Annotated in this window: 20 protein-coding genes and 1 pseudogene; 9 read left to right on the plus strand and 12 right to left on the minus strand. The window is 55.8% G+C overall.

Annotated features, from left to right (window positions below; translation table 11 throughout):
- Window positions 1–11: 11 nt before the first annotated feature.
- Window positions 12–761, plus strand: a complete 750-nt coding sequence (gene hutC, locus EVX52_RS04160) for a histidine utilization repressor (protein WP_129990904.1) — start codon at window positions 12–14, stop codon at window positions 759–761.
- Between the two features lie 99 nt (window positions 762–860).
- Window positions 861–1,919 carry an NAD(P)-dependent alcohol dehydrogenase gene (locus EVX52_RS04165; RefSeq protein WP_129951385.1) on the plus strand — a complete coding sequence of 353 codons (1,059 nt, stop codon included), beginning with the start codon at window positions 861–863 and terminating at the stop codon, window positions 1,917–1,919.
- Window positions 1,920–1,967: 48 nt separating this feature from the next.
- Here the strand turns inward: EVX52_RS04165 and EVX52_RS04170 are convergent, their stop codons facing one another.
- Window positions 1,968–2,894, minus strand: a complete 927-nt coding sequence (locus EVX52_RS04170) for a DMT family transporter (protein ID WP_129990662.1) — start codon at window positions 2,892–2,894, stop codon at window positions 1,968–1,970.
- A complete protein-coding gene (locus EVX52_RS04175) occupies window positions 2,891–3,466 on the minus strand; it encodes a TetR/AcrR family transcriptional regulator (RefSeq protein WP_129951383.1) in 576 nt (191 codons plus the stop codon). The genes EVX52_RS04170 and EVX52_RS04175 overlap by 4 nt, the downstream gene beginning before the upstream one ends.
- Before the next feature lie 206 nt (window positions 3,467–3,672).
- Here EVX52_RS04175 and EVX52_RS04180 point away from each other — a divergent pair, with 206 nt between their 5' ends.
- The gene (locus EVX52_RS04180; RefSeq protein WP_129990663.1) at window positions 3,673–4,104 is read left to right on the plus strand and encodes a CopD family protein; all 432 of its coding nucleotides are present in this window, start codon (window positions 3,673–3,675) and stop codon (window positions 4,102–4,104) included.
- Window positions 4,105–4,128: 24 nt separating this feature from the next.
- On the opposite strand, the gene EVX52_RS04185 is transcribed toward EVX52_RS04180, so the two are convergent.
- Both EVX52_RS04185 and yahO read right to left on the minus strand, forming a co-directional pair.
- Window positions 4,129–5,916 carry a sodium:proton antiporter gene (locus EVX52_RS04185; RefSeq protein WP_129990664.1) on the minus strand — a complete coding sequence of 596 codons (1,788 nt, stop codon included), beginning with the start codon at window positions 5,914–5,916 and terminating at the stop codon, window positions 4,129–4,131.
- Between the two features lie 135 nt (window positions 5,917–6,051).
- The gene (gene yahO, locus EVX52_RS04190; protein ID WP_129951380.1) at window positions 6,052–6,330 is read right to left on the minus strand and encodes a DUF1471 family periplasmic protein YahO; all 279 of its coding nucleotides are present in this window, start codon (window positions 6,328–6,330) and stop codon (window positions 6,052–6,054) included.
- A gap of 171 nt (window positions 6,331–6,501) precedes the next feature.
- Here yahO and EVX52_RS25260 point away from each other — a divergent pair, with 171 nt between their 5' ends.
- From EVX52_RS25260 to EVX52_RS04210, 4 genes are all read left to right on the plus strand, one after another.
- On the plus strand, window positions 6,502–6,747 hold the full coding sequence (locus EVX52_RS25260) for a hypothetical protein (protein ID WP_165385160.1): 246 nt from the start codon (window positions 6,502–6,504) through the stop codon (window positions 6,745–6,747).
- Between the two features lie 134 nt (window positions 6,748–6,881).
- Window positions 6,882–8,042 (plus strand): ceramide glucosyltransferase, encoded by a 1,161-nt coding sequence (locus EVX52_RS04200; protein ID WP_129990665.1) that lies wholly within the window; start codon window positions 6,882–6,884, stop codon window positions 8,040–8,042.
- 7 nt (window positions 8,043–8,049) lie between these two features.
- Window positions 8,050–8,619: a DedA family protein gene (locus EVX52_RS04205; protein WP_129990666.1), complete on the plus strand. Its 570-nt coding sequence runs from the start codon at window positions 8,050–8,052 to the stop codon at window positions 8,617–8,619.
- Window positions 8,616–9,293: a glycosyltransferase family 2 protein gene (locus EVX52_RS04210; RefSeq protein ID WP_129990667.1), complete on the plus strand. Its 678-nt coding sequence runs from the start codon at window positions 8,616–8,618 to the stop codon at window positions 9,291–9,293. Before EVX52_RS04205 ends, EVX52_RS04210 begins: the two co-directional genes overlap by 4 nt.
- A gap of 145 nt (window positions 9,294–9,438) precedes the next feature.
- Here EVX52_RS04210 and EVX52_RS04215 read toward each other — a convergent pair whose 3' ends face one another.
- On the minus strand, window positions 9,439–10,011 hold the full coding sequence (locus EVX52_RS04215; protein ID WP_129990668.1) for a cytochrome b/b6 domain-containing protein: 573 nt from the start codon (window positions 10,009–10,011) through the stop codon (window positions 9,439–9,441).
- Window positions 10,012–10,930: 919 nt separating this feature from the next.
- On the opposite strand from EVX52_RS04215, the pseudogene EVX52_RS04220 reads away from it, so the two are divergent.
- A pseudogene (locus EVX52_RS04220) lies at window positions 10,931–11,206 on the plus strand (SDR family oxidoreductase); the annotation flags it as partial.
- A gap of 183 nt (window positions 11,207–11,389) precedes the next feature.
- Window positions 11,390–13,018 carry an ABC transporter ATP-binding protein gene (locus EVX52_RS04225; RefSeq protein WP_129990669.1) on the plus strand — a complete coding sequence of 543 codons (1,629 nt, stop codon included), beginning with the start codon at window positions 11,390–11,392 and terminating at the stop codon, window positions 13,016–13,018.
- Here the strand turns inward: EVX52_RS04225 and EVX52_RS04230 are convergent.
- The 7 genes from EVX52_RS04230 to EVX52_RS04260 form a co-directional block, all read right to left on the minus strand.
- A complete protein-coding gene (locus tag EVX52_RS04230) occupies window positions 13,011–13,868 on the minus strand; it encodes a sulfurtransferase (protein WP_129990670.1) in 858 nt (285 codons plus the stop codon). The two genes, EVX52_RS04225 and EVX52_RS04230, sit on opposite strands and share 8 nt — an antisense overlap.
- Window positions 13,861–14,859, minus strand: coding sequence for an ornithine cyclodeaminase (locus EVX52_RS04235; RefSeq protein ID WP_129990671.1), 999 nt, complete (start codon window positions 14,857–14,859; stop codon window positions 13,861–13,863). The genes EVX52_RS04230 and EVX52_RS04235 overlap by 8 nt, the downstream gene beginning before the upstream one ends.
- A gap of 1 nt (window position 14,860) precedes the next feature.
- Window positions 14,861–15,859, minus strand: a complete 999-nt coding sequence (locus EVX52_RS04240; protein ID WP_129990906.1) for a 1-aminocyclopropane-1-carboxylate deaminase/D-cysteine desulfhydrase — start codon at window positions 15,857–15,859, stop codon at window positions 14,861–14,863.
- A 62-nt stretch (window positions 15,860–15,921) separates the two neighbouring features.
- Window positions 15,922–17,304, minus strand: a complete 1,383-nt coding sequence (locus EVX52_RS04245) for a M20/M25/M40 family metallo-hydrolase (protein WP_129990672.1) — start codon at window positions 17,302–17,304, stop codon at window positions 15,922–15,924.
- Window positions 17,301–18,215 carry an ABC transporter permease gene (locus EVX52_RS04250; RefSeq protein WP_129951372.1) on the minus strand — a complete coding sequence of 305 codons (915 nt, stop codon included), beginning with the start codon at window positions 18,213–18,215 and terminating at the stop codon, window positions 17,301–17,303. Before EVX52_RS04250 ends, EVX52_RS04245 begins: the two co-directional genes overlap by 4 nt.
- 1 nt (window position 18,216) lies before the next feature.
- Window positions 18,217–19,062, minus strand: coding sequence for an ABC transporter permease (locus EVX52_RS04255; RefSeq protein ID WP_129990673.1), 846 nt, complete (start codon window positions 19,060–19,062; stop codon window positions 18,217–18,219).
- The gene (locus EVX52_RS04260; RefSeq protein WP_129990674.1) at window positions 19,059–20,552 is read right to left on the minus strand and encodes an ABC transporter substrate-binding protein; all 1,494 of its coding nucleotides are present in this window, start codon (window positions 20,550–20,552) and stop codon (window positions 19,059–19,061) included. The genes EVX52_RS04255 and EVX52_RS04260 overlap by 4 nt, the downstream gene beginning before the upstream one ends.
- Window positions 20,553–20,628 lie beyond the last annotated feature (76 nt).

The raw sequence follows: 20,628 nt of genomic DNA on the forward strand, positions 1-20,628 counted from the left end.
AGGCAGGAATGATGTCAACAAACAGAACGCTATCCGAAGTCATTGCGGACGCCGGAGACGAGCCATCTCCGCTGTATAAGCAGGTGAAACAGGGGATCATCAACCAGATCCTGCACGGGCACTGGCAGCCGCGCCAGCGTGTGCCTTCAGAAAGTGAACTGGTTGCCGAGCTGGGATTCAGCCGGATGACCATCAACCGGGCACTGCGCGAATTAACCACCGAAGGCTACCTGCTGCGTTTACAGGGCGTTGGCACCTTTGTCAATGAAATGAAGGCGTTTACGCCGATGCTGGAAGTCAATAACATTTCTGATGAGATCAAAAACCGCGGGCATTTTCATACTTCCCGCGTTTTGCAACTGGATGAGCAAATTGCCAGTCACAATATGGCAATGAAATTTATGCTGCCGCCCGGCGTAGCGTTGTTCCATTCGCTGATCGTGCATTACGAAAATGATATTCCGGTACAGCTGGAGGACCGGCTGGTGAATCCGGATATTGCACCGTTGTATTTACAGCAGGACTTTACTAAAACGACGCCTTTCGCCTATCTCACCCAGCTGGCACCGCTGACGGCGGGTGAACATACCATTGAGGCCGTGATGGCCGGTAACGACGAGCAGCGCCTGCTGAATATTCATCAGACCGAGCCATGCCTGCAAACCCTGCGTCGGACCTGGCATCATGAAAAAGTCGTCACCTGCGCCCGGCTGTTATATCCGGGCGGCCGTTACAAGATGTTCGGCAGCTTTAAGAAATAAACCGGGCAGGATCAGGCAAGGATTCAGGAGGACTGTGGCTTGTGACTTCGGCGTTAAATTCTATAGTGAATAGGTCATTAACGACTCAGGAATTGACTGATGAAAACTGTCGGATTTGCTGCTTACGATCCTAAAAAACCGCTGGCACCGTTTACCTTTGAACGTCGCGGCCTGCGTGATAACGATGTCGCAATGGAAATTCTGTATTGCGGCGTTTGCCATTCTGATTTACATACCGCAAGAAATGACTGGGGCTGGAGCTACTATCCGATTGTTCCCGGCCATGAAATCGTCGGGCGCGTCACACAGATTGGTAAAGGCGTCACCCGCTATAAACCGGGCGATCATGTCGCTGTGGGGTGCATGGTAGACAGTTGTCAGGAATGCGATCAGTGTAAAAAAGGTGAAGAACAGTTGTGCCGCGAAGGTAATACCGGCACTTACGCGGGTTATGACCGTTTCACCAAAGCACCGACGCAGGGCGGATACTCCAAGCATTTAGTGGTGCGCGAGGAGTTTTGTCTGCGCATGCCGGAAGGGTTAGATCTTGCCAAAGCCGCGCCGCTGCTGTGCGCCGGTATCACCACCTGGTCGCCGCTGAAGACCTGGAACGTCGGGCCGGGCAGCCGCGTCGGCGTGATCGGCTTGGGCGGTCTGGGGCATATGGCGGTCAAACTGGCGGCCGGTCTGGGGGCAGAGGTTACGGTCGTGAGCCGTTCCAATGCCAAAGCAGCCGATGCGCTGGAATTAGGCGCAAGCCGTCTGCTGGTCAGTGCCGACAGTGACGCCATGGCGCAGGCACACGATCATTTTGATCTGATCATCGATACCGTACCGGTCAGACACGACATCACGCCGTATCTGCCGTTGCTGGATGTGGACGGCACGCTGGTGCTGGTCGGGCAGGTCGGGCCGATGGAAGAATTTAACACCGTTCCGCTGCTGTTAGGCCGTCGCCGCGTGGCGGGTTCGCCCATTGGCGGGATCCGCGAAACGCAGGAAATGCTCGATTTCTGCGCGGAGAAAAACATTCTGCCGGATTGCGAAATGATCCGCATGGATGAAATTAATGAAGCGTTTGAGCGTATGGAAAAGGCCGATGTGCGCTATCGTTTTGTGATTGATATGGCCTCGCTGGCCGCGCCTGCGGTGGTGTAATCTCCCTGCGTAAGTAAAACAGCAATGGCTCCTGCGGGAGCCATTTTTTCAGGCAGAAACCGGTACGGTTGCGCGTCTTTTCAGCGGTACGGTGATGAAAATCAGGCATGCGACGACCAGGCCGATGCCCGTCCAGCCCATCGGCGGCAAACGTTCACCGACAATCACGACCGCCAGCACCGCCGCGACCGCCGGTTCCAGCAAGGTTATGGTGGTTGCCATGCTGGCCGGAATGCGCGCAAGGGCATAGCCGAAACAGACATAACCTACAAACATCGGGATCAGCGCCATGTAGGCGCCGACCAGGGCGTTATTCCACGAGGCCAGAAGCGGCGCGCCGGTTACCCACAGTACCGGCATCAGCAATAAACCGCCGAGCCCGAAGGTGGCACCCATCGCCGCACGGGAAGGGACGCCGCGCTGCATTAAATGACGTGCCGCCCAGGAGTAAAGCGCGTAAGTCAGCCCGGCAACCAGGCCAAGCGCCACACCGGCAATCGTATGGTCGCCCTGACCGGAGACGGCATGACCTGCGCTTTTACCGATGCAAAGCAACACCATGCCCGCTACGCCAATAGCCGCACCGGTCATCCAGCGGCGGGTAAGGCGTTGTCCGTCGAGATAATATTCAATCAGCGCTGACAGCAGCGGGGCGGAACCGATGGAAATCACCGTGCCGACCGTGACGCCCGCCAGATGCATCGATGCGTAAAACGCCAGGGGATAAACCGCGACCGCCAGTGCGCCGGTGAGTAACATGCGGCCGTTTTGCCGCAGTGTTACCCGGCTGGCGACAATCCCTCTGGCGGAAATCAGCGCCTGCAACAATCCGCCCAGCCCCATCGCCACGGCCCCGATCGCCAGCGGGCTGACGTCGGGTGCAAATGTCGCAGCCGTACCGGTTGACCCCCAGAGAAAGGAAGCAAATACCACGGCGAGTACACCTGTCATGCGTTCACGAGGCGTTATCGTCATGATGCCTCCATCATTGAGGCCGCCATGTCCATCGCCTGACGGACACATTGACCGTTGCCCTCCAGACCCGCACGCGAAATCGCACCTTCCAGTAAAAAGGAAAAATGCCGTGCCATCAGCCGGGCTTTCGCGTCGTCATCAGGAAACAGTTCCAGAAGATGTGCGGTTACGATGGCTTCGACATGTTCTTTATGCCCGCGCACGGCCTGTCTGCCGGGAGCTCCGGCGGGCAGTTCGGCGGCGGCATTCAGCAACCCGCAGCCGCGAAAACCACGCTCATAGGCAAATTCAGCGTGATCGTCATAGGCCTGAAATACGGCGAGCACTTTTTCCTGTGGTGTTTTGGCTTTTTTAACGCGCAGGGCGTACAGCTCCAGCCATTCATCGTGACGGATTTCAATGTACGTCGCGACCAGTGCAGCCTTGGATTCGAAATTGTTATAGAGGCTTTTTTTGGCGACACCGGCGCGTTTGACGATGGCATCAATCCCGGTCGCGGCAATGCCGTCGTTATAAAACAGAACGCGGGCGGCACCGAGCAGCCGGTCACGTGCGGATTCAGGTGTGGACATTTTATTTATCTCGTCTTGTACAGATACGAGTAGGTATACCAGTCTACCTACTGCTTGTAAACACCCGGTATGAATAAGAAAAAGTGACGACTTAACCGTGCCTTTAGTACGGGAAAGAGACATAATCCGTTAAAAGCGGCGGAGAGACAGCGGGTTGGAGCCATCCGCCGCAGGCAGAATTGTTGTTAACTTCCGGAGAGATAAAAATGCTTCATGAGTGGTTCAACGCCTTGCACATCATTGCGGGTATATTGTGGATTGGCGGCATGCTGGCCATGGCGCTGGTGTCGATGGCATATTCGCGCACATCCGGCGCGGCGGAAAGTGCAGGGCAGAAGTTACTGCTTGAGACGGTGCGCAAATGGACGCGCAGTGTCACCAGCCCGGCGATGATCCTGTTGTGGGTGGCGGGCATCGTGATGATTGTCAGTTATGGCAAATTCCCGCATGCCTGGCTGCTGATAAAATTGGTCGTGGTATTGATCCTCTCCGCGCTGCACGGCCTGCTTTCCGGGGATTTACGTCGCCGCGCCACCGGTCAGCCGGTCAAAGATTTCGCCCTGGTGCGCAACGCCGGTGTGGTCATTATTACCGGTGTGATCTTCATCGGTATTCTGGCGATAATCAGGCCCTTCTAAAATTTATTCATTATCCGTATGGCGCTATGACTCACCGTTCACCAGGGCAATCAGGGTGCAAGGCACCGGCGGAATATTGCCTTCTTTTAATATTGTCAGTGAATGGTTTTCGCGCACGGCAAACAGCGGCAGCACGCCGCTGTTTTTCTCAAGATAATCAATCCAGCCAAAACTCTCATTTAACTGTGTGGCCTTAATCACCGCGCCTTTCGCCAGCAGGGAACTGAGCCTGGAGTAAGTGGCTTCGGTGCTGAACAGTACTTCGTGACGCTGAAAACGGCTGTTTTCCTGCGAGCGTCCGCCTTTGGGCACCGGACCTGAGCGTACGGCAAATACCTTTTCCCGGCCGAAAATGTGGCTGAAATGGTAGACTGCCAGCGCATTCTGATGGCGGTTCGGAGACAGTGCCAGCACCTGCGCGGTGCTGCTCAGATCCAGATAGTTTTCCGCATGTTCAGACCACGCGTTACCGTAATACGCCGGAATGCCGTCCATCCGCGCCTGCCGGTAATATTCCCAGCTGCTGTCGGTGAGCCGCACCGGAATATCCTGCTTCATCAGTACTTTTGCCAGCATTCTGGCTACACCGTTCGCGCCGATGATCAGCACGCCACGCGGTGCTTTTTGTTGCACCCGTAATCCGCGTGCGATGGCACGGCTGGAAAGGCTTTGTAATACCACGGTGCCGATGATCACGGCAAAGACCACGGTCACCAGTTTGTCGGCCTGCGGGTAATGCATGCGTTGTAGCGTGAGGGCGAACAGGGAGCTGACGGCGGCGGCGACAATGCCCCGCGGCGCTATCCAGCACAGTAATAACCGGTCCCGCCAGTGCAACGATGACCGCCAGGTTGACACGGCTATACACAGCGGACGCGCAACAAACTGCACCACCAGCAGCAAAATAATCAGTGGCCAGCCCATCGCCATCAGTGCATGGAGATCCAGCCTGGCAGCCAGAATGATAAACAGTGCGGAGATCAGAATTGCTGACAGTTCCTCTTTAAATGCCAGAATGTCGGTGGTATCCACATCACGCATATTGGCCAGCCAGATGCCCGCCACGGTGACGGTCAGCATGCCCGATTCATCGGCAATGGCATTGGAAACGCCAAAAGCGGTCAGCATCACCGCCAGTACTCCCAGGTTTTGCAGATAGGCGGGGATCCATACGCGGCGCAGGGCCACGCCGAGCGCATAACCAAAAACCGAGCCCAGCACCAGCCCGACGGCGACGGTTGCACCGAGTGTCCAGAACAGATGCATCAGTGATTCGGCGTGCTGGCGCAGGGTGATGAATTCGAATACCAGCAGCGTGAAAATCGCGCCTACCGGGTCAATCACAATTCCTTCCCAGCGCAGAACCTGATTAATCGCCGCGTTCGGGCGAACCACGCGCATTAACGGTGCAATCACTGTCGGACCGGTCACCACCGTTACCGCACCGACCAGCGCTGCCAGTTCCGGTTCAAACCCGAGCAGCCACCAGCAGGCGAGGCTGATCACGCAGAACGTGACCAGCATGCCAATCGTGACCAGATTGCGGACCACGCCACCCAATCCGCGGACTTCATCAATTCTGAGCGTCAGCGCGCCCTCGAACAAAATGATAGCCACCGATATTGAGACCAGCGGAAACAGCAAATCGCCAAACAGGGCATCGGGCATAACGACGTGCGTGACCGGCCCCAGCACTACACCCAGTAACAGCAAAGGCAGGATCGCAGGGATTTTCAGCAACCAGGCCAGCCACTGCGCGAGTAACGATCCCAGGCCAATTACAACCAGCATCAGCGGAGCCGACAGCAGCATAAAATGTCCCTTTCAAGAAGAGGAAGCAAAGGTCCGGCTTACGGCCAGAAACAGGAAATGATAATCAGCATCAGTGTGCATCAAAAAACCCGCAATTTTTGCGGGCCTTTTTATATTGAGTATCAACCAAAAGATTTATTTTTTCTTATAAACGTCAGCAGTGCCGTGAATTTTATTGTTGGTATTACCGGAGGTTAATACAAATACATCGCCGCCTTTTTTATCGGCTTTCTTCGAGAGATCTTCAATGGCACCGGACTGCGAGGTTTTATTTGAGGTAGTGACAGAACCGACTTTGGTATACTGCGAAGCCACTTTTTCAAAATCTACTTTCTTCATTAATTCAGCTGAATAAGCGCTAAAAGAGACACAACCCATCACAGCCAGTGCCAGCAGAGCTTTAGATATTTTCATGTAAGCCTCAGATTTAAAATTGCTCAGTAAATTGAAGGAGAACAACAGGAAGACGCTTATTGATTGAAATCCCTGTTAAACAATAACCCACCTTTTAAACAATGAGTTATCACTGCATTTAGTAATAGACAAGGAAGTAAATAATTACAAGGCGGAAAGGAAAATTAAGCGGTGAATACGGTGTTAAACCATCAATCCCGCGCAAACATTCCCGGGGATTTAATACCCGCTGTGTATGTTATTTGCCTGTTAATACGTAACCCGGAAAATGTTTCACTGCTAATAATTAAGTTTGAACCTGCCGTACTGGCACAACGTCAGCCTTATCAGCCTGATCTGAGCGCAGAACATATCGGTTATGGCCGTGCGCAGCCAGCTTTCCGGCACGGAACAGGGTGCCTGCTGTATTACTTTTAACTGAACGTGACGGATAGCGTGTCCCCGCGATGTCCCTTTAAGAATTCCTTAACGTAACGTCTGTAGGATGAGCGTTCTGACTGCCGGAAGTCTGGAATTCTCATCGCAGATATTTTCAATAAAGGGGCATCGTCATGGTATTAAACACCGCAGTGACCGCCACGATTGGCAGCATACTGATTACCCTTCAGTTTTCCTCTCTCGTCATCGCCTGGTGGCGGATGCGCAGTGGCGTCCTGCGCGATGAAGTGCATGAAACCTCGGAATTTATCGTGCTGGTGCGGCCATTGTGCGGGCATAACGCCTTCGAAGAGGAGACCATGCGCTCCAGTTTTTATCAGGATTATCCCGCTTATGAAATTGTGTTTTGCGTGGCGTCACGGTTTGATCCGGTGATCCCGCTGGTGGAAAAACTGATGGCGGAATTCCCCGATAAGCCTGCACGACTGCTGATTGGCGATGACAAGATATCCGCCAATCCGAAAGTGAATAATCTTAATAAAGCCTGGAGCAATACCACCGCAGGCGTGGTGGCAATGGCAGACAGCAATCTGCTGTTACCGCCGGATTATCTGCGTTCACTGGCGAATACTTTTGACAGTCAGACCGGGCTGGTGAGTTCTCCGGCAGTCGGGATGATCCCGGAGAATTTATGGGGTGCCGTAGAAGCCGCAATGCTGAATACGCATCAGGCGCGCTGGCAGTATCTGTCGGATTTTCTGGGTAACGGTTTTGCGCAGGGGAAAACGTTGTGCTGGCGGCGCGAGGTGCTTGATAATGGTGGCGGAATGGCAGCGCTGGGCAGTGAGCTGGCGGAAGATGTCGCCTCAACCAAACTGGTACGCCGCGCGGGGCTGAAAGTCCGTCTGCCCGCGCAACCTTTTGTGCAGCCTATCGGGCATCGCAGCCTGGAAGCGGTCTGGAGCAGACAACTGCGCTGGGCGCGCATCCGGCGTGCCGGTTTTTTCTGGCTGTTTGTGCCTGAAATTATTATGGGTTTCCTGCCTGCTCTGGCAGCAGTGGTCTGGCTGACCCTCCGCGGTGATTTACCCCTGTTTGCAGCTCCTGTGCTTTTTGTGTTGTGGTATGGCGGCGAATGGGCGCTGGCCAAAGCGCTCGGCTGGCCGCATCAGCTAAGAGATATTCTGGCGATGTGCATCCGCGATATCCTGCTGCCCGCCTTGTGGTTATGGTGCTGGACCGGGCGCGGTTTTACGTGGCGCGGCACTATTTTGGGTGAAGGGCACTTAGGCAAAAAACAACCGGTGTCTGCCAGTCAGCACTCAGGGAAATAAGGACAGCATGTTTTCTCTTGAAACACTCGAAACGCTTATCAGAACGCACGGCCTGTTGATCATGACGCCGCTGGCCATCCTTGAAGGGCCGGTAGTGACGGTGATTGCAGGCTACTTCGCCCGTCTCGGCTATTTCAGCGTGTCCGCCATGTTTACCGTGGTGATGGTGGGGGAAGTGCTCGGGGATATCATTTTTTACTCGCTCGGACGCTGGGTGATCAAAGCTGACGGACAACCGCCCGGCTGGCTGGCCCGTCTCGGGCTGACACAGCCGCGGCTGGAAAAAATGGTGAAAAGTTTTGATCGCAAAGGCGGGCGGTTGCTGGTGCTCGCCAAACTGACCCATTCCGCTGGCGCACTGGTGCTAACCGGCGCGGGAATAGCGCGGATGCCGCTGGTGCCTTTTCTGTTCTATAACATCATCGCGGCCATTCCTAAAAGCCTGTTTCTTCTGGGCCTCGGCTGGATGTTCGGCGATATTATCGCAGAGGTGAATAACTGGATAGCCTGGGTATCCCTTGGCCTGTTCATCCTGCTGGCCGTGACGGGGGTGCTCTGGGTGAGGTCTAAACAATGATGACGGTGAGTTGCATTATTCCGGCACACAATGAGGCCGGTCGTATCGGCAGGGTGCTGGATGTGGTGCAGAATCACCCTTTGCTGCTGGAGATTATCGTGGTGGATGACGGCTCCGGCGATAATACCGCACAAGTCGCACAAGGCAGGGGGATCAGGGTGATCAGCCTGCCTGAAAATCGCGGTAAAAGTTACGCCGTGGCCGAAGGCATTGCTGTGGCAACGGGCAGCCATCTGCTGATGCTTGACGCGGATCTTGTCGGGCTGAATGATGACGATATTACGGCGCTCATCCGGCCGGTGATGCAACATCAGGCTGATGTCACGATAAGCCTGAGGCGTAACAGCCCGTGGGTCTGGCGATTTATCGGGCTGGATTATATCTCCGGTGAGCGGGTGTTTGCGCGCGGGTTAGTGGCGAAGCATCTCGGGGAGATCCGCCGGTTGCCGCATTTCGGGCTGGAAGTCTGGATCAATCAGCGCTGGATTGCCGCCGGATTTCGCTTACAGGTCATCAGATGGCAGGGCGTTATCAGCCCGTATAAAGCCGCTAAAATCGGCAGGTGGCGTGGATTACAGGCCGATATATCGATGATGCGCGATATATTCCGGACCATCAGCTTGCGCGAATCGGTACGGCAAATTATCTGTCTTAAGCGCAAAATCCGGGCCTGAGTGTGAATGCCACTTTGCCCCGCAGCTCTGGCAACAATTGGGTCGACCCGTCTGGTCACAAAAAGAATCTTGCAGCCGCTATTGTGCGAAAGGCGGTATCACATAATTAAAAATTGCTGAATGTCATCATTCACCCGGCAATAATTTAATCATTAATAGCCGGGGAGTGGTTTTTATATCGTTCAATTAACAGATGTAAAACTCCCATTGCCCCGTGCGCATAAAAATATACTTCAATAAAAGTGGTAAGAAACTTATGCCACCCGATAATAGTGTCGGCCAAATCAGATTTAACAGCATTGAGTAAGAACCATAACCCCCCCGACATTGCGACGCATAATAACGCCAGAACACCAAGCCCCTGAACAGTACTGGCAATACCCCCAGAGTGAGATTCTGGTAAGCGATATTTCATCAGCGTATTTATATCTTGTTTAATACCCGAAAAATCAAGCTTTGCCCATGCAAAATAGTAAGTAAAACCTCTCCGGGTCATCATCCAGCCAAGCAACATGAAACCACAGATGATCAGCCCAAACCCGGAAATTACATGTACCCAGGTTATCACTGAGTCCAGGCCATGTTCGGTAAGCGCTTCAGTTTCAGTAAAATTGGAATTGATAATTTGTGAAAATATTAAAAGTGCCACAACAATGTGAAGAGCACGGAAAAAAGGGGCGTACTCGTGAGGTAACCTATTCCAAATTCGTGATTTCATAGCCATTGCCTTAATGGATTTATCGACATTATGAATCTTACGAAAGAATTATTAACGTAACCTTAATTTTAAAACTATCTTCCAATAAATACGCATTTTTTCAGTGAGGCAATAAATACCGGAGAGTGATAACTATTATTATTACCATCAGCATGTTGGTCTGTTGACAGAAACCCTGGTCAAATGATTTTTTCAGACATTATTGGTGTTATCTGGCCAATAATTGTAGCGCGGCGAAATCTTCCGGACTGTTTCGCGCTCAATTCCGGACTGTCTAACGACCTTTAAAATGCCTCTTTTGGACTGTCCGGAATTGATTGTAACGCCGTTAAAACCCCGCACCTGATAACCCGCTTAAAAAATATTGATCGGTGTCACCGATCAATACCAACAATTTGATCGTTATTAACCATTATCATCTTGTGGTTTATCTGGCTATGGTCTCCAAAACTTAAGGAGACGTGTCATGTTCTGGAAGATATTTACGGTTTTTATGGTGCTGTGGCTGATGGTTGGCTTTCTCGTAAATCGCTGCCGACATCGTGAAGAACCGGAAGATAAGAGTGATGAATGCCCCTATGAGTAGGGTATTTTTTCAGGCTGTACGCTCCCAAACCATGACGAGTTTTGATTGAGGAACAATGGAGACAGCCGTACCGGCTCCACTGCTGCCAGTAGCATCGGGTGGTGAAAGCCACGTTAACAAGTAGGGGTATTGTGCGAGCTGAAGACGTGCGAAAGCGGCTGAGGGGGTCCAGCAACTAAGGATGATTTACACGGGAAATCAATGGGGATGGAACGTGAGGAAAGCCCGGTCAGCCGACCGGGTTTTGTACTTCAGGGGATAATATTACTCAACCTTGCGGGCGTTGTCTGCTTTCCATTCTTCGTATGTCGCTTCAAGGATCCACAGACAGGTCGCTCCTTTGTCCGCTCCTGGGCGCTGGATCTCAAGGGACGTGGGATCCGCGTGAATGTTGTCAGTCCCGGTCCGGTGCGGACGCCAGGTCTGGGTGGACGGGTGCCGGATGAGCACCGTCAGGGCTTATTTGATGCGCCTGCCGCACAGGTGCCGCTGGGTCGTCTGGGAGAACCGGGAGAAATCGGCAAAGTTGTGGCGTTTCTGGCCTCGGATGCTGCCAGCTTTATCAACGGCACGGAACTGTTTGTGGATGGCGGTATGGCGCAGGTCTGAGGCGTTTTCCCCATGACACTCGGCGACGGTGAGACTGTCGGCAGGTTTTTGCGTCTGAGGGATAAACCCTGATAAATCATGCTTAATTAGCAGAAATTAATCTATCGGCGTGCTGTCTTTACGGTTGTCGCCTGAGAATATACGATATATTCTCAATGCTTAATTCTTCGCCGGATCACCGCCATGACGACTGCCAGACCTTTGCTCGACGTTCGCCACCTCGCCATTCATACCGATGCCGGATTACCGTTGGTCAAACCGCTTTCCCTGCAGGTGAACCGCCGTGAAATGGTGGCACTGGTGGGGGAGTCCGGTTCCGGTAAGACACTGAGTTCGCTGGCGCTGATGGGATTGCTGCCGCCGGGAGTGAGTATGACGGGGGGAGAAATCTGGCTGGCCGGTAAATCCATTGCCAGTCCGCAGAGGACGTTTGACGCATCTGCGCGGGGTAAACGGCTGGCGATGATTTTTCAGGAACCGATGACCAGTATGAATCCGGTGCTCAAAGTCGGGGAACAGATAGCCGAAGTGCTGGTACGTCATCAGGGGCTGGACTGGAAACAGGCACACCGTGAGGCCATCGTTTTGCTGGATCGTGTCGGTATTCTGAATCCGGAGCAACGGGCGAAACAATATATCCATCAGCTTTCCGGCGGCATGCGTCAGCGGGTCATGATCGCCAGCGCGATCAGCTGTAAACCGTCACTGCTGATTGCCGATGAACCAACCACCGCGCTGGACGTCACCATTCAGGCGCAAATTCTGGCGTTGCTGCTGGAATTGCAGCAGGAAATGCAGATGGGTGTGCTGCTGATCACCCATGACCTGAGCGTGGTAGCGCGTTACGCCGACCGTGCTTACGTCATGCATCAGGGAAGTCGGGTGGAAGAAGGGCCGGTGGCAAAACTGCTGACCGATCCTCAGGAGCCTTACACCCGTAAACTGATTGCCGCTTCCCAGCCGGAACCGCGCCCGGTCACCGCAGAAATCTGCGCGACATCGCCGCTGGTTCGTTTACACAACGTGAGCAAAAGCTATCCGCAGGCGCAGCATCTCCCTTTTGTACCGGCAAAACGGCAGACCGTACTTTTCCCGACAACGCTGGATATCCGTCGCGGTGAAATTCTGGGGCTGATCGGTGAATCCGGCTCGGGGAAAACCACGCTGGGCCGGGCGATCATTGGCCTGACGGAAACTGACAGCGGTGATATCGAATTTGACGGCGTTTCCCTGACCCGCGCCAGTCACGCCACACGGCAAAAAATGCGCAGCCGTGCGCAGATTATCTTTCAGGATCCTTACGCCAGTCTGAACCCCAAAATGACCATCGGTGAGCAAATTGCTGAGCCGCTACGTGTCTGGAAATTGCGTCCTGCCGGACAGATTCAGGCGCGGGTAGAGGAATTACTGAAACGGGTGGGACTGGAAGCACATCACGCCAGCCGCTTGCCCGGCGCATTTTCCGGCGGTCAGCGTCAGCGCGTGGCCATTGCCCGTGCGCTGGCATTAGAGCCAGAGTTACTGGTGGCGGATGAAGCCGTGTCGGCGTTAGATCTCTCGGTTCGCGGGCAGATACTGGCATTGCTGGATGAACTTCGCCGGCAACTCGGCCTGACCGTGCTGTTTATCAGCCATGATCTCGCCGCGGTGAAACAAGTGTGTGACCGCGTGGTGGTACTTTATCATGGCAAGGTTGTGGAAAGCGGACTCACTGCACAGGTGCTGGGCGCGCCGCAGCATGCTTACACACAAACTTTACTGGCGGCAGCGCCGGATATCACGCAGGCGCTGAAACTGCGCAATGTCAGTTAAAATCCGTCAGCAGGGGCAGTTCAGGATGACCTGCCCATTCATGCCAGGAACCGACATAAATGGCCAGTTGCCGGTAACCCGCCAGCTGCAAAGCGATGAATACTGTGGCGGCGCGTGCGCCCCGGTGACAATAAATAATGTTCCGCCGGTCGGGCCGCAGTCCGGCTTTTTCCGCGCGATGGCGGATTTCGCCGGCATCCGGAAACCCGCCGTTATGCACCACATCCTCCCAGAACAGCAACTTCGCACCGGGGATCCTTCCTGCCCGCTGACAGCATTCATGCGCAAATTCCCCCGTGAATTCTGACGGACGACGTGCGTCCACAATCTCTGCGCCCGTTGCCTGTGCCGCAAGCACTTCGGCCCGCGTGGCCGCCAGTGCGATGTTCATGCTGGCGTCCGTACGGTAATCCGGATTGTCGGCGCTTATCACTGCGCTGTTGCCGGTTCCCGGTATGAGATCGCCGCCTGCGCGTTGCCAGGCATCCAGTCCGCCATCAAGCACCAGTGGCTGACAGATACCGCCGCATAGCGCAAACCATGCACCGCGCGGGGAGCGCATACCGACCTGTTGTTCAAAGAAAACAGGCGTGACGCTGTCACTTATAGCCAGTTCCTGCCAGGCAGACCGAAAGGCATTGAACAGGCTGTTCACACCGGCCTGGGTGCTGTCGGGAATAAAGTAATCATAGACATTCAGATGATGTGCGCCCGGCAGGGTTCCGGCCTGCCACTGCGTGATTTCACGGACATCAATCAGCGCAAACTGCTCGCCATTTTTGTGGCGTTCAAGCAGTTCGGCGGCGCTGATAAGGATGCGCGGCAAGGGTAATGCAGAATAATCAGTCAAGGTAAAATGACTCCGGAAAAAGCGGTAACAACGTACCGGTTCCCTGTTGCTGCGCGAGTGCCAGTACGCGGGCTGCCAGGGCGATGTCGAAGACGTTGAGGCCAAACGAGGAGAAATACACACTGTCATCCGGCGCAGGCCGCCAGCCATCGAGCAGCAGATGGGGTAAATCGGCATCCACGCGGTCCGGCGAAAATTTTCCGGCGCGGTACATCTGAAAAAGACTTTTGGCGCTGGTTTCGCAGAAATCTCCCCACAAATCGACCACCACCCGTGTGGCGCGGGCAATCGCTTCGAACGTGACTTCGTGATAACCCACCTGGATAACCAGCCTTCCGGGACGGATTGCCTCCGTGCCCAGCAGGGGTTCTGCGGCGCTGGTGCAGGTGATCACCGCACCGGCGTCCTGTGCGCAGGCGTGCTGTAAATTGCTGAACCTGATCAGCGGCCACGGCAGGTTTTCGCTGTCCGGGGCAAAAACCGTTGCGCTGCGGCTCCACCAGCTGACCTGTTTCAGCTCAGGGAAAAGCTGGCGCAGCATCTCAAGATGCGCCGTGGCCTGCACGCCGGTGCCGAGCAGGAGGACGTGCTGAACCGGGCGCGGTGCGGCATGGCGCAACGCCAGCGCCGAGACGGCGGCGGTGCGGGTGGCCGTCAGCGCGGCGCTTTCCACCAGCCCGAGCGGCAAACCATTATCTGCGCGGTTAATCAGCGTCATCGCCATCGCCTGCGGCAGACCGTCGTGTGCATCGGGGCGATGTGCCGTCCATTTCACCCCTGCGGCATTGAAACGGCCACCCACACTGGCGGGCAGCGCGTAGGCTTTTCCCCGGTCGCCACCGAGAGTGACATGGGTTTCCGACGGCATCTGCGCCTGTTGCTGACGCATTAAGGTGACAACGTCACGAATATCATCCAGTGCAGCCTGCGCCTGCGTACCGCCGAGCGTCATCACATCCTGCTGACTCAGATAGCGGAAACCCTGCGTCATCTCAGTGCTCCAGCAAGGTCTGCGCAAAGGGGTACAGCGCCGGAGAGCCGCCGCAATGGACGAAAATCACCCGTGAACCGGCGCTGATTTTACCTTGCTCCACCAGACTGATCAGCCCGTGCATGGCTTTGCCGGTGTAGACCGGATCCAGCAGTAAACCTTCGGCCTGGGCGACGCGATAGATGGCTTCAATGCCGCCGTCAGACGGCACGCCATACGCGGTGCCGACGAATCCGTCCTCAATCCAGATATCTTCCGGCGTCCAGTTTTGCGACCATTCCAGCAAATCCGCGCAATCCTGCGCCATAGCGGAAATCCGTGTCTGAAACCATTCTGCTTTGGCGCTGACGCTGATGCCGGCAATTCTGGTGTCCGGCCAGTATTTGCGTGCGCCGACGTAAAGCCCGGCAAGCGTGCCGCCGGAACCGGTCGGGGCAACAATCACGTCCGGCGGCAACTGATTGCGTTCTCTCAACTGGGCGTCCATTTCTTCTATGGCACGCACATAACCCAGTGCCCCGAGCGGTGTGGCACCGCCGAGCGGAATAATCAGCGCCTTTTCGCCCCGCGCCTGTGCGGCGTCGGCATGGGCGTTCATCGCGCCTTTAATTTGGGTGAAATAGCCCTCGGGATCGAGAAATTCCAGCTCCGCACCGAACAACTTATCGAGCAGAAGATTGCCCTGATAGACATCCGGCTGATTGCCACGCAACACCAGCACCGGTTTCATGCCGAACTTACGCGCCGCCGCCGCTACCATGCGGGCGTGGTTGGACTGATGCCCGCCGGTGGTGATCACCACATTGATCTGCTGACGGCAGGCGTCGGCCATCAGATATTCCAGTTTGCGGACTTTGTTTCCGCCTCCGCCAAAACCGGTGTAATCATCACGTTTGATATCCAGCGTGATGCCAAGTGAATCGCCAAGTGTGTTCAGGCGCTCCAGCGGTGTGGGGAAAAATCCCAGTGAAACACGTTCAAAATCATCTGTTTGTTTCATCATAATTTTCCTGCTGATTATCTTTTAAACATTCCCGGATGTTGACGCAAAGCTTCGCCGGCTTATTCCGGCAAAGCAGAAAAAGAGCTGTCATGGGTATAAAAACGGATCCAGTCAGTGACGGATTGCTGAAAGCGCTCCAGCCCGTGCAGGGTGACAAATTCATTCACGCCGTGCGCATTGCCACCGTGACCCAGGCCGCCAATCAGGAAGGCCGGTGCGATGCGGGCAAAGGTATACGCCGGTGCGCAGCCTGGTGCCCACGGCCAGATCTGCGGTTTTGCGCCCTGTAGCTGGTAGCTGGCAAGCAGGGCATCGACGCCGGGGCTGTTGCGCGGGAAACGGTGGCCGGGATAGCTGTCGTCCAGCTCAAGCTCCACGCCGCCAAATTCCGCCTGGCTGAGCGTCCGGCGGACGTCTGCCAGCAGATTTTCACCGTCAATGCCCGGCGGCACGCGCAGGGCGAGTTCCGCGCTGGCGCTGTGCGGGATTACACCCCGTGCCTGTTGCGGGTCACTGCGGATTTCTGAAATGTTAAGCACCGCGCCGTTAATCAGTTGTTGCAGGCAGGCCAGCGTATCGCCGCTGACCGATAAGGTTTCGCTGTGGCGAAAGCGCAGTTCATCGCGAATGCTGAAGTGTTCCGCCAGCGTATGCAGCAGCTCGTTTGCCGCCTCATCGACGGGCAGACGCGCGATGACGCCGCTGTTTACGGCGGGCGCAATGGTATGAAGGGCATGAACCAGCCGCCAGACGGGGTTGGCAATCCAGTTGGCATTACTGGCGTGGATCGCTGCATGAGGGCCGCCCCATGCGCCGCCGCTGACGCGTAAACGGCCGCCGCTCAGTCCGCTGAAACCAAGATACACGCGGGGTTCGCCCCCGCCGTACTCGCACAGCGAGGGGAAAAATACTGCCCCGGCGGGCGGCACAGGGCACGGTTCCTGCGCCAGATAACGGCGTAACCGGCCGCTGCCCGTTTCTTCTTCGCCTTCGAGGATGATCTCGAGGTTGACGTCCAGCCCGCCAGTGTCGCACAGCGATTTTATCGCCATCAGCATGCCCGCCAGCGGCCCTTTATTGTTCTCCGCACCGCGTGCGATATACACCGCGCCGGTGCCCGGCCATTCAGTCATGCCGCCGGTGAAAGGCGGGAATTCCCAGCCTTCATCCGTGGCGGGCATCACGTCGTACATGTTGTACAGCACCAGCGTTTTCGCCGCCTGACGCTCAATGCGCATATGTACCAGCGGCGGGGTGCTTTCGTCGTTTTGCAGGCTGACCGGCAACACCGGCACGCCGTTCAGTTGCTGGCGGATCCAGTCTTCCAGCCACTGTGCCAGTTCGCGCTGCTGGCTGAGCTGGCCGGACACACTGGCAAACGGCGTCATCGCATTGAGTAAACCGAGCGTCGCATGCAGTGAGGGGGAAATGGAACATGTCACAGGCGGATCCTCGGATTGAGTACCACATAGAGCAAATCGATGATCAGGTTAATGCCAACAAACACCAGCGCGGCGAGCAGCACAATGGCCTGTACCAGCGGGAAATCGCGGTTCTGGATCGCCTGGACCGCGAGGCGGCCGATACCCGGCCAGGCAAAAATGATTTCAGTCACCAGCGCACCGCCAAGCAGCGAGGCAAAATACATGCCCTGCACCGTAATGACCGGGATCAGCGCATTGCGTAAACCGTGGCGAACCACAATACGCCAGCGGCTCAGCCCTTTGGCGCGGGCGGTGCGGATGTAATCTTGTTGAAGAACGTCAATCAGACTGGCACGGATCAGACGCGCAATGGCGCTCATGTAATACGCACCAAGGCTGATGGCAGGCATCACCAGCTGACTGGCACTGCCATAACCGCCGGAAGGCAGCCAGCGCAGGTTAAGGCTGAAGGCGATAATCAGCAGCAGGCCAAGCCAGAACACCGGCACCGCCTGGCCGCTGAAAGCCAGCAGACGTGAAATCAGATCCCACACTGTGTTCTGATATAACGCGCTGATGATGCCGAGCAGTAAACCGGCGGCAGTGCTCCAGAGTAACGCGGTAAAGGCCAGCAGCAGGGTGGCGGGAACGCGCTGGCCAATCAGTTCAGTGACCGGCTGGCTGTAGCGCAGCGATTCGCCAAGGTTGCCCTGTAAAACACCGGTCAGATAATGCCAGTACTGCCATGTCAGTGAACGGTCAAAACCCATGCTGTGCCGGAAGTTATCAATTTCCTGCTGGCTGGAGCCCGGCGGCATCATCACCGCCGCCGGGTCACCGGTCAGGTGCAGACTGTAAAAAATCAGCAGTGACACACCAAACATCACCAGTACCGATTGTCCGAGGCGTTGCAAAATATAACGCAGCATATCAGTCGAGCCTCGTGTGGGTTTTACGCAGCAGGCTGTCGCCAAGCAGATTGCAGCCAATGACCAGTGCCGCAATCACCAGCCCCGGGTACAGCACCAGCCACTGTGCAAGCAGCATGTAAGAACGGCCTTCGCCGATCAGATTGCCGAGTGTTGGTGTCGGCGGCTGAATGCCCATGCCGAGAAAACCAATCGAGGCTTCCAGTACGATCAGGCGCGGGATATCCAGCGTCAGCAGCACAATCAGCGGCGTCATCAGATTGGGCAGCACATGGCGCAGCACAATACGCGGGGTGGAAAATCCCATGGCTTTGACCGATTCGATAAATTCCAGCTCGCGGATCTCCAGCGTTTTGGCGCGGGCGACGCGGGCATAAATCGCCCAGCTGGTCACGCCCATGATCAGAATGATATTAGTCAGCGACGCGCCGAACAGCGCCATTACCAGCAGGATCAGCAGGATAAAAGGCACCGCCAGCTGAATGTCCATCAGACGCATGATCAGCGCATCAAGCCAGCCGCCGGTGTAACCGGCAATCATGCCCAGCGCCGAGCCAATAACGGCGGCAATGACTGCGGCCAGCATCACCACCATCAGCGAGAGACGCGTACCCGATAAAATCCGCGACAGCAAATCACGCCCCAGCTGATCGGTGCCCAGCAAATGATGACCGTCCGGCGGCGAAAAGGCCGCAGCCAGATTGTTTGTCAGCGGATCAGGCAGGGGCAGCCACGGCGCCAGCAGCGCCGGGACAATCACCAGTAACAGCAACAGTGCGCCGAGGATCCCGTCGCCATAAAACCGGCGGCGGGATTTCCGTTGCAGGGTTGTACGCAGTGAAATCATTTAATCCTCAGGTCAAACAGCGGGATCCGCGAATCAGCGCGGCCGGTGAAGGCTACGTTGTCGGCGCTGGCATACAGGGAATCTTCTTTGTACAGCGGGATAAGCGGTTGCTGCCTGGCGACAACCTCCTGTATCTGCTGCAAAATTTTCTCACGTTTGGCCGGATCGACGAGGGTGCGGCTGCTGTTGAGCAGAGTATCCAGCTCTGGCGAATTCACCGTGGAATACGGCTCGCCGGAGTGCAGGATCGGATAAAGCGCGGCATCTGCGTCCAGCGTCTGGGTTGAACCCCATGCCAGCATGTACATCGGTGCCTGTTTTTGCGCCGCCACCTGTTGGGTATAGACCGACCATTCCGGCACCTCGAGTTGCGCTTTCACGCCGATCGCAGCCAGATCCTGCACAATCGCCTGGGCGACGTCGGCGCTGGCAATATAACGGCGGGGAGCCTGGAAGCGCAGGGTGAAACCTTGCGGATAGCCAGCTTCTGCCAGTAACGCTTTGGCTTTGGCGATGTCCTGAGCGGGGGCGGGGATGGCCTCATAACCGAAATCTTTCGGTCCGGCCATGGTGCCGGTCGGTGTGCCAAAACCGTGCAATAAATCGCGGGTATAAGCCGCACGGTTCAGCGCGAGTGATAACGCCTGGCGTACGCGCACATCGTTCAGTGGTTTCTGGTCATTCTTCAGTCCGAGGTAAATGGTCAGCCCGCCATTTTTTACCTGCTCAAGATGTACGCCCGGCTTGTTTTTCAGCGCCGGTACCAGATCAGCCGGTACACCATCAACCAGCTGTACTTCGCCGGTCAGCAGAGCAGTGATGCGTCCGGTAGCCTCCGGGATCGGACGCCAGGTCACGGTATCAATGGCGGGTTTGCCGCGCCAGTAATCCGGATTGGCCTGCATCACCACTTTTTCATCGGGAATAAACGCGATAAGGGTATAGGCGCCTGAACCGACCGGCTTACGGGCAAATTCTGCCGCACCGACTTTGGTGACATACGCCGGTGGCACAATATAGGTCGGGTAGCGGCTCATGCGCGTTGGCAGCAGCGGGTCGGGGCCGGCGGTGTGGATGTTCACCTGATACTCGCCGGTGATTTCCACGGATTTGATGGTGCGGATATAGGAAATGGTCGGTGCGTGATTAGCAGGGTCAAGAATACGGTCAATGGAGAATTTTACCGCCTTCGCATCAACCGGCTCGCCGTCGCTGAACTTCACGCCCTGACGCAGGGTGAAGGTCCAGGTGGTATCATCCAGTGGTTTCCAGCTTGTCGCCAGCCCAGGCTGCAACTGCATATTGGCGTCGCGCAGCACCAGCGTATCGAAGAGGTTATCCACCAGCGTGGCAGACTCTTTCAGGAAGCCCGGATCCATGGCCGTGGCGGAAGCCGGTTGGGCGATCACCAGTTCAGAGGCGAAAGCAGCCGGTGTTGCCAGGCTGATAAGCAGGGCGAGTGAAGCCAGTTTGAAGGCAGGTATTCTCATTACGGTCATTCCCAAAGTGAAGCCGTCAGAAGAGTTGACGGAATTAACGTGAAGGTGTGCGTCACAAAAAAGGTCA

The sequence above is a fragment of the Rahnella sp. CFA14(1/10) genome (assembly GCF_004195095.1).
Lineage (GTDB): Bacteria > Pseudomonadota > Gammaproteobacteria > Enterobacterales > Enterobacteriaceae > Rahnella > Rahnella perminowiae.